The sequence below is a fragment of the Micromonospora sp. NPDC001898 genome, from assembly GCF_042891255.1.
In the GTDB taxonomy this organism is placed as follows: domain Bacteria; phylum Actinomycetota; class Actinomycetes; order Mycobacteriales; family Micromonosporaceae; genus Micromonospora.
On sequence record NZ_JBIATC010000005.1, the window covers coordinates 256,265 to 271,298 of the forward strand.

At 74.8% G+C, this 15,034-nt stretch carries 15 protein-coding genes and 1 tRNA gene; 14 read left to right on the plus strand and 2 right to left on the minus strand.

Going from position 1 to position 15,034, the window contains the following annotated elements; all coding sequences use genetic code 11:
* The first annotated feature begins 168 nt into the window (after nucleotides 1-168).
* The 10 genes from ACFYZF_RS14270 (at nucleotide 169) to ACFYZF_RS14315 (ending at nucleotide 9,258) form a co-directional block, all read left to right on the plus strand.
* On the plus strand, nucleotides 169-948 hold the full coding sequence (locus ACFYZF_RS14270; RefSeq protein WP_387019897.1) for a hypothetical protein: 780 nt from the start codon (nucleotides 169-171) through the stop codon (nucleotides 946-948).
* Between the two features lie 181 nt (nucleotides 949-1,129).
* Nucleotides 1,130-1,798, plus strand: a complete 669-nt coding sequence (locus tag ACFYZF_RS14275; protein ID WP_387019900.1) for a hypothetical protein — start codon at nucleotides 1,130-1,132, stop codon at nucleotides 1,796-1,798.
* Between the two features lie 267 nt (nucleotides 1,799-2,065).
* The gene (locus ACFYZF_RS14280) at nucleotides 2,066-2,752 is read left to right on the plus strand and encodes a dienelactone hydrolase family protein (protein WP_387019901.1); all 687 of its coding nucleotides are present in this window, start codon (nucleotides 2,066-2,068) and stop codon (nucleotides 2,750-2,752) included.
* 19 nt (nucleotides 2,753-2,771) lie between these two features.
* On the plus strand, nucleotides 2,772-3,485 hold the full coding sequence (locus ACFYZF_RS14285; RefSeq protein ID WP_387019904.1) for a uracil-DNA glycosylase: 714 nt from the start codon (nucleotides 2,772-2,774) through the stop codon (nucleotides 3,483-3,485).
* Nucleotides 3,486-3,503: 18 nt separating this feature from the next.
* Nucleotides 3,504-4,259, plus strand: coding sequence for a DUF4129 domain-containing protein (locus ACFYZF_RS14290; protein ID WP_387019907.1), 756 nt, complete (start codon nucleotides 3,504-3,506; stop codon nucleotides 4,257-4,259).
* Complete coding sequence (locus tag ACFYZF_RS14295) at nucleotides 4,256-4,837, plus strand: hypothetical protein (RefSeq protein WP_387019910.1); 582 nt, start codon at nucleotides 4,256-4,258, stop codon at nucleotides 4,835-4,837. Before ACFYZF_RS14290 ends, ACFYZF_RS14295 begins: the two co-directional genes overlap by 4 nt.
* On the plus strand, nucleotides 4,837-5,844 hold the full coding sequence (locus ACFYZF_RS14300) for an AAA family ATPase (RefSeq protein WP_387019913.1): 1,008 nt from the start codon (nucleotides 4,837-4,839) through the stop codon (nucleotides 5,842-5,844). The genes ACFYZF_RS14295 and ACFYZF_RS14300 overlap by 1 nt, the downstream gene beginning before the upstream one ends.
* Nucleotides 5,841-7,217, plus strand: coding sequence for a DUF58 domain-containing protein (locus ACFYZF_RS14305; RefSeq protein WP_387020417.1), 1,377 nt, complete (start codon nucleotides 5,841-5,843; stop codon nucleotides 7,215-7,217). The genes ACFYZF_RS14300 and ACFYZF_RS14305 overlap by 4 nt, the downstream gene beginning before the upstream one ends.
* A gap of 28 nt (nucleotides 7,218-7,245) precedes the next feature.
* Nucleotides 7,246-7,815 (plus strand): hypothetical protein, encoded by a 570-nt coding sequence (locus tag ACFYZF_RS14310; RefSeq protein ID WP_387019916.1) that lies wholly within the window; start codon nucleotides 7,246-7,248, stop codon nucleotides 7,813-7,815.
* A 114-nt stretch (nucleotides 7,816-7,929) separates the two neighbouring features.
* Nucleotides 7,930-9,258, plus strand: coding sequence for an NAD(P)/FAD-dependent oxidoreductase (locus tag ACFYZF_RS14315; protein ID WP_387020419.1), 1,329 nt, complete (start codon nucleotides 7,930-7,932; stop codon nucleotides 9,256-9,258).
* A 56-nt stretch (nucleotides 9,259-9,314) separates the two neighbouring features.
* Here the strand turns inward: ACFYZF_RS14315 and ACFYZF_RS14320 are convergent, their stop codons facing one another.
* Nucleotides 9,315-11,225: a hypothetical protein gene (locus ACFYZF_RS14320; RefSeq protein ID WP_387019918.1), complete on the minus strand. Its 1,911-nt coding sequence runs from the start codon at nucleotides 11,223-11,225 to the stop codon at nucleotides 9,315-9,317.
* 100 nt (nucleotides 11,226-11,325) lie between these two features.
* Here ACFYZF_RS14320 and ACFYZF_RS14325 point away from each other — a divergent pair.
* The 4 genes from ACFYZF_RS14325 (at nucleotide 11,326) to ACFYZF_RS14340 (ending at nucleotide 13,650) form a co-directional block, all read left to right on the plus strand.
* Nucleotides 11,326-11,406 (plus strand) — tRNA-Leu (locus ACFYZF_RS14325).
* Between the two features lie 120 nt (nucleotides 11,407-11,526).
* Entirely contained in the window at nucleotides 11,527-12,345 is an 819-nt protein-coding gene (locus ACFYZF_RS14330; RefSeq protein ID WP_387019921.1) for a Bax inhibitor-1/YccA family protein, read from the plus strand.
* A 190-nt stretch (nucleotides 12,346-12,535) separates the two neighbouring features.
* Complete coding sequence (locus ACFYZF_RS14335) at nucleotides 12,536-13,294, plus strand: Bax inhibitor-1/YccA family protein (protein ID WP_387019923.1); 759 nt, start codon at nucleotides 12,536-12,538, stop codon at nucleotides 13,292-13,294.
* Between the two features lie 35 nt (nucleotides 13,295-13,329).
* Nucleotides 13,330-13,650, plus strand: a complete 321-nt coding sequence (locus ACFYZF_RS14340; RefSeq protein ID WP_387019925.1) for a hypothetical protein — start codon at nucleotides 13,330-13,332, stop codon at nucleotides 13,648-13,650.
* 51 nt (nucleotides 13,651-13,701) lie between these two features.
* On the opposite strand, the gene ACFYZF_RS14345 is transcribed toward ACFYZF_RS14340, so the two are convergent.
* Nucleotides 13,702-14,964, minus strand: a complete 1,263-nt coding sequence (locus ACFYZF_RS14345) for an acetyl-CoA C-acetyltransferase (protein ID WP_387019927.1) — start codon at nucleotides 14,962-14,964, stop codon at nucleotides 13,702-13,704.
* Nucleotides 14,965-15,034: the final 70 nt, after the last annotated feature.

The window sequence follows — 15,034 nt, forward strand, 5'->3', positions numbered from 1 at the left end:
GGCCCGGGGGGGGGGGGCGCCCCGGGCGGGGGGGGGGGCGGGGGGGGGGCGGCGCGGCGGGGGGGGGGGGGGGGCCCCCGCGGGGGGCGGGGGGGGGGGGGGGGGGGGGGGGGGGGGGGGGGCCCCCCCCCCCCCCCCCGCAACCTGGACCAGCGGGCCACCGCCGTCGTGTCCTGGTTCCGCGCCCGGCTGCGCGCGGCCGACCTGCGGCTCGGCCCGATCCTCGGGTACGCCGCGGCGAGCGAGTACCTGCGGCTGCTCCGCCCCGCCTGGTGGGTCCTGCGCGGATACCTCGCGGCGATGCTGATCACCGTCATCACCACGGGTGCGCCGTTCGGGCTGCTGCCGAGGCTGGGCGGCAGCACGCTCGCCGCGTTGCTGCTGCTCGCCGTCTGCGTGCTGGTCTCGGTGTGGCTGGGCCGGCGCACCCCCACGCTGGGCCGCTGGCCCCGGATCGCGCTCCGCGCCGGCACGGCCATCCTCGCCGTCTTCGCGTTCGCCGGGTTCGTGGACGCGGACGACCGGCTCGGCTGGAACGAGTCCGGCTACGAGCCCACCTCGGAACAGGTGCCGTACGTCCGCGACGTCTTCGTCTACGACAGCGAGGGGCGGCTGGTGGAGAACGCCCGCCTGTTCGACCAGGACGGCAACCCGATCCGCCTCGGGTACCGGGAGTGCGTGCGCGAGGGGCTGCCCGAGTCGAAACAGGGAGCACCCGCGTACCCGTACTGCCCGGAGCACGCGCCGTTCCGGACCGGGCCGGGCGGGCCGCGCCCGTCGCCCGTTCCGCCGATCGTGGGGCCGGTCCCGTCCGCCGTGCCGACCGAGGGCCCGACGCCGTCCGGCGCGCCGACGGCCGGGTCGACCCCGCCGCCGGCGGCGACCATCGGCCCGCTGCCCGGCACCGGCGTGCCGGTTCCGACCGCGTCGCCCGCGCCCACCTCCTGATTCGCACCCACCCGCCACGCGTCGGGGTGTCCGGGCCGCCGGACGCCCCGACGCGCTCGTTCGTGTCCTGGAGCGAGCCGGGGGTGGAAATTGGCTGAACGGACGATCCGGACGGGACAGCATCCCTCGATGTTGATCGCTACGGTGTCGTCTGCTCGTCCACCCCTCGGAAGGAACCTCAGTGCCAGAGCAGGTCGCACCGCCCCCCAACCCGCCGTCCGAGGACGCGCCGCGACCCGCCGACCCGCCGGCCGCCGCCGAGGCCGCCCCGCCGGCCGCCGGGCCGCCGCCCGCTGCCGAGTCCACCGCCGCCGGGCAGCCCGCCGGGCCGCCGGCCGCTGGGCAGACCGCCGCCGGGCTGCCGGGAGACTCCGCGTCGGCCCCGGCCGGGCCGCCGGCCGACGCCGCTCCGGCCGCCGAACCGACGAAGCAGCCGGAGGGGGAGCCGGAGAAGAAGCGGTCCGTCGGCCGCAAGGTGCTCGGCGCGGTCGGCGTGCTGCTCGCCGTCGGCGTGGTCGCGGCGCTCAAGTTCGGCGTCGGCTCCGCCGTGGCCACCGCGTTCGACAAGGACGGCACCGCCGACGCGAAGACGGGCGACTGCCTCGCCGAACTGCCGGACGTGGCCGAGGGTGAGCGCAAGGACGCCAGCGGCGCCGAGGTGGTCGCCTGCACGTCCAGCCAGGCGGCGTACACGGTGGTGGGTCGGGTGAACAGCCAGACCGAGGCCCAGGCGCGGACGGGGAAGGCCTGCGAGCCGTTCCTCCAGCCGGGCCAGGAGGGCTACTTCTTCTACAACATCAAGCCGGGCAGCACCGGCTACCTGCTCTGCCTGACGAGGAAGGCGGCCTGACCGGGCCGGGAACGACGTGCCGGTTCCGGACCGGAACGGCCCGGTGCCGGCGGCTGACGGCGGTGCGGGGGACCGCGCCGCCGTCGGTGTACCGGGAGGCAACGAGCGGGCGAGAGCCGTCGACATACCAGGTGTCACCGGCGGGGGGACAGGAGGTGAATGCCACTGTTCCGGCGTCTTCCCGACGGCGGTCGCGGCGTGGCAGGCTACCGGAACGTGGGAACACCCTGCGACCAGCCAGCGTTGACTGACCGCTTGGAGGAGCCGATGGGCGAGATGGTGAGCTACGCCAGCAGCGGAGGGACGCGCGAGGGGTATCTCGCGGTACCCTCCGCCGGTGCGGCCAGCCCGGCGGTCATCGTCATCCAGGACTGGTGGGGCCTCGTGCCCCACATCCGGTCGGTCGTGGACCGGTTCGCGGAGGCCGGCTTCGTCGCCCTCGCCCCGGACTTCCGGCGCGGCCAGCCGGCCAGCCGGCCGAGTGAGCCCCGGCACATGCTGAACAGCGCGCAGATGGACGAGGCGGCGGCGGACGTCGCCGTCGCGGCGGAGTACCTGGCCGGCCGGCCCGAGGTCGCCGGCAAGGCCGGTTGCGTCGGGTTCTGCGCCGGCGCCAGCCTGGCGCTCTGGGCGGCCACCCGGTCCGAGCGGATCGTGGCCACCGCCGCCTTCTACCCGCGACTGCCTTGGGACGGGATGAGCCCACAGTGGAGCGGGTACGCGGGCAAGGACGCCGTCATCCACTGCTCGGAGGCGGACGGCACCTCCACCGCCGACGGCGTGCAGACCGCCCGCCGGGCCGTGGAGACGGCCGGAGGCAGCTGCCAGACGTACGACTACCCGGGCACCGCGCACGCCTTCTTCAACGAGGACCGGCCGGAGAGCTTCGACCAGCGGGCCGCCGCCACCGCCTGGGCCCGCACCCTCGAACAGTTCCGGGCGAAGCTTGGCTGAGCCCCGTACCCCGGGTGAGGTGGTCGCGCGTGCCGCGCGGGCGGCCGACCTCGCCGACCTCGACGGCGCGGTCAGCGACTGTTTCGCCTGCCCGCGCCTGGTCGGCTGGCGGGAGGAGGTCGCCCGGACGAAGCGGGCGGCCTTCCGCGACCAGGAGTACTGGGGGCGGCCGGTGCCCGGCCTCGGCACCCCCGACGCGCGCATCGGCATCCTCGGCCTGGCCCCCGCCGCGCACGGCGGCAACCGCACCGGGCGCATCTTCACCGGCGACCGCTCCGGCGACGTGCTCTTCGCCGCGCTGCACCGCGCCGGCCTGGCCAACCAGCCGACCAGCGTGGCCGCCGACGACGGGCTCGCGCTGCGCGACACCCGGATCTTCGCCGCCGTGCGCTGCGCTCCGCCGGACAACAAGCCCACCCCGGCGGAGCGGGACACCTGCGCGCCGTGGCTGCACCGCGAGGTCGCGCTGATCAGGCCCACCCTGCGCGTCGTGGTCGCGCTCGGCGCGTTCGCCTGGGCCGCGTGGTGGCCGGTGTTGCGCGAGGTGTACGGCGTCCGCCCGCCCAGCCCTCGACCGGCTTTCGGCCATGGGGCACACTGGTCCGGCACGACCGCACCGGCGCTGCTCGGTTGTTACCACGTCAGCCAGCAGAACACCTTTACCGGGCGGTTGACCCCGGGGATGCTGGACGACGTGTTCGCCCGGGCGAGGCAGTTGGCCGGGGTGGACTGACGGCGTGGGGCGGTGGCGATGGACCTCAGCGTTCTGCGCAGGTGGTGGCCGGTCGGCGCGGTGGCCGGCCTGCTCGCCGTCGCGGCGCTGGCCGCCGGTCACTCGTCGCTCGGCGCCAGCCGCATCCCACCCGCCGACAACATCCCGTACGTGCCGGACTACCCGTCGGCGCAGCCGCCGACCTCGATCCCGGCCGAGCCGCGCGACGCCGGGGAGGCCACCCGCGCGCACATCCCCGAGTGGCTCGGCACCGTCGCGGTGGTGCTGCTCGGCCTGGCGATCGCCGTCGCCCTCGGCTACCTGACCTGGACCCTGGTCCGGGGGATGGCCCGCCGCACCACCCGGGCGCTGCCGTCGCGCCGCGCCCGGCGCACTGCCGAGGGAACGGCCCGCGAGGTGGTCGCCGCGCTCGACGCCGGCCTGGTCGAGCTGGACGACGCCGACGTCGACCCGCGTACCGCCGTGATCGCCTGCTGGGTGCGCCTGGAGGAGGCCGCCGACGCGGCCGGGGTGGTCCGGCGGACCGGGGACACCTCCACCGACCTGGTGACCCGGCTGCTGCGCGGCGACCCCGAGGCGGGGATCCCGGCGATCGTCAGCGCCGACGTGCTGGCCGAGTTCGCCCACGTCTACCGCGAGGCCCGGTACGCCACCCGCCCCGTCGACGAGCGCACCCGCGACCAGGCCCGAGCCGCGCTGCGCCGGCTGCGCGGCGAGCTGACCGCCGTGGCCGCCGGCGAACCGGTCGCCGCCACCGGTCGGGTGGAGCCGTGAGCGCCAGTATCGACGACCTGCTCACCTTCGAGGAGGAGCCCCCGCCGCAGGCCCGGGTCACCCGGGGTGGCCGGTTCCGGGGCGTGCTGCGGACCCTCGCGGTCACCGGGGCGCTCACCGCGGTCGCGGTCGTCGGGCTGCGCACGATCGGCCTCCAGGTCTCGCTGGCGGTTGTCGTCGCCGGGGTGGTCGCGCTGCTCGCCGTCCGCCGGGTCACCGCCGCGCTCGCCCCGCCGCCCCCGCCCCGGGGCGGGGCCCGCGCGCCCGCCGGCGAGGAGGACGGCCACTACCACTGGGCCGCCCGGGACGCGCTGCGCACCGCGATCAACGGCTGGGAACGGCCGCTGGACTGGTCGTCGGGCCGACCGGAGCGGTTCGCCGAGCGGCTCCTGCCCCGCCTCGGTGAGCTGGCCGACGAGCGGCTGCGCCAGCGGCACGGCGTCACCCGCGATTCCGACCCGGCCCGCGCCCGCGCCCTGCTCGGGGACCGGCTCTCGATGTTCCTCGACACCCCACCCCGCCGCACCCCGTCGCCGCGCGACCTCGCGGCGATCGTCGCCGAACTGGAGAAGATCTGATGAACGACGTGGACCGCACCCTGCCCACCGTCGAGGTCGGCCGCCTGGCCCGGGCGGTGCTGGACGCGGTCGGCTCGGTCGTGGTCGGCAAGCGGGAAACCCTGGAGCTGGTCCTCGCCGGCATCCTGGCCGGCGGCCACGTGCTGCTGGAGGACCTGCCCGGGTTGGGCAAGACGCTGACCGCCCGCTGCTTCGCCCAGGCCCTCGGGTTGGACTTCCGCCGTCTCCAGTTCACCCCCGACCTGCTGCCCGCCGACGTCACCGGCTCGTTCCTGTACGACCAGCGCAGCGGCGACTTCTCCTTCCGGGCCGGCCCGGTCTTCACCAACCTGCTGCTCGCCGACGAGATCAACCGGACGCCGCCGAAGACCCAGTCGGCGCTGCTGGAGGCCATGCAGGAGAAGCAGGTCTCCGTGGAGGGCGTCACCTACCGGCTGGACGAGCCGTTCCACGTCCTGGCCACCGCCAACCCGATCGAGTACGAGGGGACGTACCCGCTGCCGGAGGCGCAGCTCGACCGGTTCCTGCTGCGGGTGTCGTTCGGCTACCCGGACCGGGAGGAGGAGTGGGACGTGCTGCGCCGGCGGATCGCCCGCCGCCACGAGGAGGCCGAGATCAAGCCGGTCGTCGACGCCGCCACCCTGCGGGCCATGCAGGCCGCGCTGGAGGACGTGGTGGTGGAGGACTCCATCGGCCGGTACATCGTGCAGTTGACCGCGGCCACCCGGGAGCACCCGTCGGTGCTGGTCGGGGCTTCTCCGCGTGGCTCGCTGGCGCTGCTGCTGCTGGCCCGGGCCAGGGCGGTCTTCGCCGGCCGGGACTACGTGGTGCCGGAGGACGTCAAGGAGGTGGCCGCGCCTGCCCTGGCGCACCGGATCACGCTGCGCCCGGAGATGTGGCTGCGCCGGGTCGACCCGTCCTTCGTGGTCGGTGAGGTGCTCGACCAGACCCCGGCCCCGGCCAGCGGCGCGCTTCCGAGCTACGCCGCCGGCCGGCCGGGGCGCTGACGGCCGTGCCCACCGACGAGGGGCAGCAGCCCGCGGCAGGCTGGGCGCCGACCCGGGCGCTCGGCCGGGCGGTGCTGCTCACCGGCCTGCTGCTGATCGCCGGGGTGTTGCTCGGCCGGGTCGACCTGGTCGTGCTGGCCGCGCCGTTCGCGCTCGGCACCGCGTACGCGCTGCGCCGCCGGCCGAGCGCCGGGCCGCAGGTGTGGGTCGCCGCCGACGAGGGGCACCTGGTCGAGGGCGGCGAGTTTACCGGCACGGTCACCGTCGGCAACCCGGACACCGTCGGGTACGACCTCGCCGTGGTCCGCACCCGCGTCTCGCCCTGGCTGCTGGTCGAGCGCGCCCAGGTCGGCGGGGCCCGGGTCGACCTGTCCCGCAGCGGGGTGGACCGGCCCTTCGTCACCGTCGTGGACACCGGCACCGCCGTCGACCTGGAGCTGACCGGGAAGGCCCGGCGCTGGGGCCGGCACCCCGTCGGCCCGGCCGGCGTCCGGGTCGCCGCTGCGGGCGGGCTGCTGGTCTCCCGGGCGGCGGTCGCCGAGCCGGTCCGGGTGCGGGTCTACCCGAGGACGGAGCCGTTCGAGGCGGTGGAGGCGATGCCCCGGGCCGCGGGCCTGGTCGGTGCGCACCACTCCCGCCGCCCGGGCGAGGGCGGTGAGCTGGCCGGCGTGCGGGTCTTCGGCCCCGGCGACCGGCTGCGCCGCATCGACTGGCGGGTCTCGCTGCGGGCCCGGCAGTTGCACGTGGCGGCCACCCTGTCGGACCGGGACGCCGAGGTGGTGGTCCTGCTGGACGTGCTCGCCGAGGCGGGCCGCTCGGGTGGCGTCGGCGGGGCCGCCTCGGTGTTGGACACGACCGTCCGGGCCGCCGCCGCGATCGGCGAGCACTACCTGCACCGGGGCGACCGGGTGGCGATGCTGGAGTACGGGCCGGCTGCCCGCCGGCTGCGCGCCGCGTCCGGCCGGCGACAGTACCTGACGCTGCTGGAGTGGCTGCTCGACGTGCGCGCCGAGGCGTCCCCGCACGAGCCGTACGACCAGGTCTTCGGGCCGCACCTGCTCTCCTCGGACGCGCTGGTGGTGGTGCTCACCCCGCTGCTGGACGAGCGGTCCGCCCAGATGTTGGCCCAGCTGGCCCGGTCCGGGCGGTTCGTGGTGGCCGTGGACACGCTCCCGGCCGACCTCGCACCGCCGGGCGGGCAGGGCTGGGCCGAGGTGGCCTTCCGGCTGTGGCGGCTGGACCGGGACACGATGATCGGCCAGCTCCGCGAGCACGGCGTGCCGGTGGTCCGCTGGGCCGGCGCGGGCAGCCTGGACCAGGTGCTGCGGGACGTGGCCCGGCTCGCCATCGCCCCCCGGGTGGGTGCCCGGTGACGGCCGCGCGGACGAGGGGGCGGAACCGGTGAACCCGGTCGAGGTGGTGACGGAACGGGCCAGGGTGGCGCGCTCGGCGGTGATCCGGGTGAGCCTGGCGCCACTGCTGGTCCGCGCCGGAATCTTCGGCACGGTGCTGGCCGGCCTGCTGCTGGCGTACCCGGTGCAGGTCCTCGACGGGCGGCCGCTGGCCGCTCTCGCGATGGTGGCGCTGCTGCCGGCGGTCGGGCCGCGCCGCGTCTGGCCGACCTTCGCCGCCCTGGTCACGGTGGGTGGGTGGCTGCTGTCCACCGAGGGGTACGGCCGGCCGGTCGCGCTGTGGCGGCTGCTCGCCGTGGCGGTGGCGCTCTACCTGGCCCACTCGCTGTGCGCGCTGGCCGCCCTGCTGCCGTACGACGCGGTGGTGGACCCGGAACTGGTCGTGCGCTGGCTCACCCGGGCCGGCGGGGTGCTGCTCGCCTCGGCGGTGCTCGGGGTGCTCCTGGTCGAGGTGTCGGGCGTCGGTGGGGACCGCGGCTTCCTCGCCGCGACGGTGGTGGGGCTGCTGGTCGCGGTGGCGCTCAGCGTGCTGCTGAGGTGGCTGTTGCGTCGCAGATAAGTCGCAGATAACGGGACGGCGGGAGGACGTCGCGCAGTTCACACGTGTTGTGCTCCGTCACAGAAGGGGGTCTCGGACGGGATTACCCGGGTCGCCCGGGGAAAGATGGATGACGTGAACCCGAAGCGGATCCTTGTCGTCGGTGCCGGGCACGTCGGTCTCTACGCCGCCCTGCGTCTGTCGAAGAAGCTCTCCTCAAGTGAGGCGGAGGTCGTCGTCGTCGACCCGCAGCCCCACATGACGTACCAGCCGTTCCTCCCGGAGGCGGCGGCGGGCAACATCTCCCCCCGGCACTCCGTGGTGCCGCTGCGGCGGGAGTTGCGCCGGTGCAAGGTGGTGGCGGGTACGGTCACGCGGATCGAGCACGACCGCAAGGTGGCCACGGTGCAGCCGATCAGCGGCCCGACCACGGAGATCGCCTACGACCACGTGATCGTGGCCCCCGGCGCGGTCTCCCGGACGCTGCCGATTCCCGGCCTGCACGAGCACGGCATCGGCTTCAAGACCATCGGCGAGGCCATCTACCTGCGCAACCACGTGCTGGACCGGCTCGACGTGGCCGCCGCCACGCCGGATCCGGAGGTCCGGCGCAGCGCGCTGACGTTCACCTTCGTCGGCGGCGGGTACGCGGGCATCGAGGCGCTGGCCGAGATGGAGGACATGGCCCGGGACGCCCTGCGTTACTACCCGGAGCTGAAGCCGGAGGACATGCGCTGGGTGCTGGTCGAGGCGACCCAGCGGGTGCTGCCCGAGGTCGACCGGGACATGGGCGCCTACACGGTGCAGCAGCTGCTGAAGCGGAACATGGACATTCGGCTGGACACCCGCCTGGAGTCCTGCGTCGACGGGGTGGTGAAGCTCTCCGACGGTGACAGCTTCCGCTCCGACACCATCGTCTGGACGGCCGGCGTCAAGCCGTCGCCGATGCTCGACGCGACCGACTTCCCGCGCGACGAGCGCCGCCGGGTCACCTGCCTGCCGACCCTCCAGGTCGTCGACGGCGACCGGGTGGTCGAGGGCGCGTGGAGCGCCGGCGACTGCGCGGCGGTGCCGGACCTGACCAAGGAGCCGGGCAACTTCTGCTCGCCGAGCGCCCAGCACGCCGTGCGCCAGGCCGCCCGGATGGCCGACAACATCGTGAACGTGGTCCGCGGGCGCGAGCCGGTGGACTACAAGCACAAGCATGCGGGCAGCGTGGCGAGCCTCGGCCTGTACAAGGGTGTGGCCCAGGTCTACGGCATCAAGATGACCGGCCTGCCGGCGTGGTTCATGCACCGGACGTACCACATGAGCCGGATCCCGTCGTTCAACCGCAAGGTCCGGGTCGTGGTCGACTGGTCGCTGGCGTTCTTCCTCAAGCGCGAGGTGGTCGCCCTGGGCCAGTTGCACGACCCGCGCGAGGAGTTCGTCGAGGCGTCCCAGCCGGTCGCCCCCCGCGTCTGAGTCGCACGAAGAATGGGCCTCCTCGCCGACGAGGGGGCCCATTCTTCGTGGGGGCCTCAGACCCGCCAGATCCAGGCGTCGGCGATCCGGGTGGACGGGCCGTAGAGCTGGTCCAGGACGGCCCGCAGGTCGTCGGCGCGCGGCGTGCTCTCCGCCAGCGCGAAGCAGGACGCGCCCCAGCGGTCGGCGTCCCAGGCGGCCTGCTGACGCTCCGCGTCGCCGATCACGGGCCGGCCACCCTGCTGCGCCACGTTCGTGAGCAGGGCCGACGTCGGTCGCTTCCAGGTGCCCATGGCGGCGGTGTCGCCGCGGCCGTACGGGCCGATGAAAAAGCCCTCCGGCATGCCGAAGGCCGCGTCCGCCGCGGTCGCCCAGCGCATCGGCCACGGCTCCTTCGGGGTGGGCAGCGGCACCGGCACCAGCACCCCGCCGGGCCGGACGCACTCCTGCCAGTGGCCGCCGGTGACGAACTCGGGAAGCGCCGGCCGCTCGGCGGTGGGCAGCGGCGCCGGCAGGACCGGCAGCAGCGCGATCCCGACCGCCGCCGGGACCAGCCGGCGGGTCGTCCCGGCGGCGCGCAGCGCCCGGTCCACGGCCAGCACCAGCAGTGTCGCGATCACCGGCAGCACCCCCAGGGCGAACCGCATCGGCAGCGCCCCGTCGACCACCGGCAGGCCGCCGAGCAGGGCGTACGGGCCGGCGACGGTGGTCCGGTCGCCGCCGAGGACCACGTCCGGGCCGAGCGAGAGCGCGCCCATCACCAGCGCCCCCGCCGCGCAGGCGATCACCAGCGGGCGGCGGCCCAGCCAGACCGCGCAGCCGACGGTGACCACCAGCAGCGGCCAGCCGAGGAAGGTGTTGTACTCCGCCGGCCCGGTCGTGAGCCGGGCCGCCTCGTCGCTGCCCATCACCGACAGCGGGGAGACGGTCCACCAACTGCTCAGGTCGGCTGAGAAGTAGTGCGGGCTGAACATCCCGTCCGCGACGCCCAGCGGGCCGGCGAACTGGAACCACAGCGGGTACCCCAGCACGAGCAGGGCCAGCCCGGCGGCGAGCAGTGTCCCGCCGGCGAAGCCGGGCAGCGCCCGGCGCAGCAGTGCCCGGTCGGCCAGGGCGTACGCGACGGCCATCACCAGCAGCGTCACCGCGCAGAGGAAGAGCACCTCCTCGCCGACGAAGACCTGGACGCTGACCGCGGCGGCCAGGCCGACGGCGGAGGTGAGCATCCGGCGCCGGTCCGGGCCGACCCGGGCCGGTCCCGTTCCGCCCGCGTCGCCCGTCCCGCCCGCGTCGCGCACGTCGCCTGCCCGGCCCCGGGGGCGGCCGGCCCGGCCCAGCGGGTCGGCGGCGCGCAGCAGCCGGACCACCAGCCAGACGATCACCGGGACCAGCCACTGCGCGGTCATGTGCAGGTGGCTGTTGGTCTGCGAGATCATCCCCGGGCCGAAGCCGCACAGCCCGGCGCCAAGCGCGGCGGCCAACCGGCGGGCCCCCAGGACCCGGGTGAAGAGCAGGTGCCAGGCGACCGCGGTGCCGGCCAGGTTGAGTGCCGCGAGCAGGGCGAAGGTGACCGGCGCGCCGAACAGCAGGGTCACAGGGGCGAAGAGCACGCCGAGCGCGATAACCGTGGTGTTGGCCATCAGGTTCACCCCGTCCGGGGCGTTGAGCCGGTCGGTGAGCAGACCGAAGTCGCCGAGCAGGGCGCGCGAGTCGACGGCCAGGAACCATTCGTACAGGGCCTGGTCCTCCGGGTTGAGCGTCAGCACCCGGCCGGCGGGGTCCGGCCACAGGCCGTGGGTGAGCCAGACCGCGAGGGCCGCGAAGAGCAGACCGACGAGCAGGTCGGCCCGGTTCCGGGCGGCGGCGGCCCGGAGCCTGGCCCACCGGGAACCGGCCGGAGCAGGGGCATCGGAACGGGGTGCTTGTGCGGGGGCGGCGTCGGGGGCCGTGGGGGCTGCGCTGCTCACGCCTCGACCCTAGTGCGGCGGTGGTGACGGGGTACGCCGGGTCGTCGCGGACCCGCTACGGTGACACTGCACCGATGCGTCGGCGCGTCGGCGTGGCCCCGCCCGGGTGGTGGAAAGGCAGACACGGCCGCCTTAAAAGCGGCTGCCGCAAGGCGTGCGGGTTCGACCCCCGCCCCGGGCACCTCGCCTCTCAGCTTCTTCACAGCTCCTGCCTCGCTCGGTGATCTCCACGGCGTCGATCGCGGCGTTTACCCTGGAAGGGCACGTTCACGTGCGACGACCCCCTGAGGGAGGCCAGACAGTGAAGACTTCGAACCCGGTGCTCGCCCGACTCGGCCAAGCGGCCGAGCGGGAGCGCGCCACCGGGTACGCCCCGACCGGGCCCTACGGGCAGCCCGGATACCCCCCACAGCAGTACCCGGGCGCGACCGGCTACCCGGCCGCGCCGCCCACCGTGACGCCGATGTCCATCGACGACGTGGTGGTCAAGACCGTCACGCTCCTCGGCATCCTTGGCGTGTCCGCCGCGGCGGCCTGGGTGCTCGTGCCTGACTCGCTGCTCGGCGTCGCCTGGATCGGCGCCGCGGTGGTCGGCCTGGTGCTCGGCCTGATCATCTCGTTCTCCCGGATGGCGAACCCGGCGCTGGTCGTCGCGTACTCCGTCGTCGAGGGCGTCTTCGTCGGCATGGTGAGCAAGGCCTTCAACTCGCTCTACGACGGCATCGTGCTCCAGGCCGTGGTGGCCAGCTTCGGCGTGTTCTTCCTGATGGCCATGCTGTACAAGGCACGGGTCATCCGGGCGACGCCCAAGTTCGTCCGCGGCATGCTCGCGGCGATGGTCGGCCTCTTCGCGGTGATGATGATCAACCTGGTGCTGTCGCTGTTCGGCGTCAACACGGGCCTGCGTGACGGCAGCCCGCTGGCGATCGGCTTCAGCCTGGTCTGCATCGTGGTCGCGTCGCTGAGCTTCGTGCTCAGCTTCGCGGAGGTGGAGGAGGGCGTCCGGATGGGGCTGCCCCAGCGCTACTCCTGGACGGCCGCGTTCGGCATCCTGGTGAGCCTGGTCTGGCTCTACATCGAGATCCTGCGCCTGCTGAGCTTCTTCCAGGGTGACGACTGACCCGTGTCGCCGACCGGCGCCCGCCCCCGCGACCCGCGGCGGCGGGCGCCGTCGTCTGCGGGGCAGCCGCCGCCGGGAGCGGGCCACGGCGCCACCGGCCCCGCCGGGAGCGGGCCACGGCGTTTGCCCGCCGCCGTCGAGCCCGCCGGGGCAGAGTGACTGCGAGGGGTACGTCGGTCAGGAGGTGACGGTGCGCAGTTCCAACCCGGTGTTGGGCCGGCTGGACGACACCCGCCGACGGGAACGCGAGGTGCTCGGGCTCGGCGGCGCCGAGGCGATGACCGTCGACGACGTGGTGACGCGCACCGTCGGGCTGCTGCTGCTCACCGTCGCCACGGCGGGGGTGGCCTGGTTCGTCGTCCCGCAAGCAGTGTGGATCTCCGCCGCCCTGGCCGGCTCCGCGCTGGCGGCGATCGCGCTGGCGCTGGTCATCTCGCTGCGCGGCAGCACCAACCCGGCGCTGATCGCCGGGTACGCGGTGCTCCAGGGGCTGCTGCTCGGGGTGGCCAGCCGGGCGTTCGAGCTGGTCTACCCGGGGATCGTGGTGCAGGCCGTGGTGGGCACGGCCGGCGTCTTCCTCGGCATGGCGCTGCTGTACCGGGCCCGGGTGGTCCGGGCCACCCCGCGGCTGGCCCGGCTGGTGGCCGGCACTCTGCTCGGGATCGTCGCGATCAGCGTGGTCAATCTGGTCGCGTACCTGATCACCGGCCGGCAGGGGGTGGAGGTGTACAGCCTGACCGCCGACGTCGGCTGGCTGGCGTACCTGTTCTCGGTGGTGGCGATCATCGCCGGCGCGTTCAGCTTCATCCTCGACTTCGACCTGGTCGAACGGTCGGTCCGCGCGGGCCTGCCCCGCCGGTACGCGTGGTACTGCGCGTTCGGGCTGCTCGCCGGCCTGGTCTTCCTCTACTGGCAGCTGCTGCGACTGCTCAGCTACCTGCGCCGCTGACCGGCCGGCCGGCGGCCTTTCGTAGACTCGGTGCGGTGAGCGCAGCGGAACTGGACCGGGCGGTGGGACTGCTGGTCCGTCAGGTCGGGCACTGGCAGCAACCGCGCTGGGCGGCGGTCGCCGGGAGCGGCAACGTGTCCCGGGCGGACCTGGTGCACCGGCTGGTGCAGGAGCTCGCGAACCTCGCCGCCGACGCCGAGGGGCAGCCCCGCCGGGCGGTGCCCCGGCTCGGCAACAACCTCGCCCTGCCCGACCAACTGCGGGTGGTCACCGCCGACCTGCTGGCCGCAGCCCCGGCCGCCGACCTGCTGGCCCGGGCCGCCGCCGAGGTGACGGCGACCCGTACCACGCTCTGACCGCGCCGCGCCGCGCCGCGCCGGGCCGGTACCCGCCCCGGCCCGCCGTTGTCAGCCGAGGCGCTCGAGGACCATGGCCATGCCCTGGCCGCCGCCGACACACATGGTCTCCAGGCCGACCGACCCGTCGTGCCAATCCAGGGCGTTGAGCAGGGTGCCGGTGATCCGGGCGCCGGTCATGCCGAACGGGTGGCCGATGGCGATCGCCCCGCCCATCACGTTCAGCTTCTCCTCGGGGATGCCGAGCTGCCGGTAGGAGGGGATCACCTGGGCGGCGAACGCCTCGTTGATCTCGACCAGGTCGACGTCGTCGATGGTCATCCCGGCCCGCGCGAGCGCCTGCCGCGACGCCTCGACCGGACCGAGGCCCATGATCTCGGGGGACAGGGCGGTGACTCCGGTGGAGACGATCCGGGCCAGCGGGGTGATGCCCAGATCCCGGGCCCGCTGGGCGCTCATGATCACCACGGCTGCCGCGCCGTCGTTGAGCGGGCAGCAGTTGCCGGCGGTGATCCGGCCGTCGGGGCGGAACACCGGCTTCAACCCGGCGACCCCCTCCAGGGTGACCCCGGCCCGGGGCCCGTCGTCGCCGTCGACCACGGTGCCGTCGGCGGTGGTGACCGGGGTGATCTCGCGGGCCCAGAAGCCGTCGGCGATCGCCTTCTCGGCCAGGTTCTGGCTGCGCACGCCGAAGGCGTCCATGTCGGCGCGGGTCACGTCGTGCACCTGGGCCAGGTTCTCGGCGGTCTGTCCCATGGCCACGTAGATGTCGGGCAGCTCGCCGGACTCTCGCGGGTCCGTCCAGACCTTCGCGCCGCCCTGGGCGCGCTGCGTCGACCGCTCCCGCGCCGCCGCGAAGCGGGGGTTCTCCCAACCGCCACCCACCAGCGCCTGCGCCTCGGGCGGCAGCCCGTCGGAGTTGCCCCGGGCGTACCGGGAGACCATCTCGACCCCGGCGGAGACGAACACGTCGCCCTCGCCGGCCCGGATCGCGTGCATCGCCATCCGGGTGGTCTGCAGCGAGGAGGCGCAGTACCGGGTCAGGGTGGCGCCCGGCAGGCCGTCCAGGCCCATCAGGGTGGCGACCACCCGGGCCATGTTGAAGCCCTGCTCGCCGCCGGGCAGGCCGCAGCCCAGGTAGAGGTCGTCGATCTCGGCGGGGTCGAGCTGGGGGACCTTGTCCAGGGCGGCCCGGACGATGGTGGCGGCGAGGTCGTCGGGGCGGACGTCGCGCAGGGAACCCTTGTGCGCCCGGCCGATGGGGGAGCGGGCGGTGGCGACGATGACGGCGTCGCGGGACGACTCGGTCGGCATGAACCAACGTTAACTCGCCGGTAACATGCCGGGGAAGCGTCCCACCCGGCGGGAAATGTCACCCGGAGCC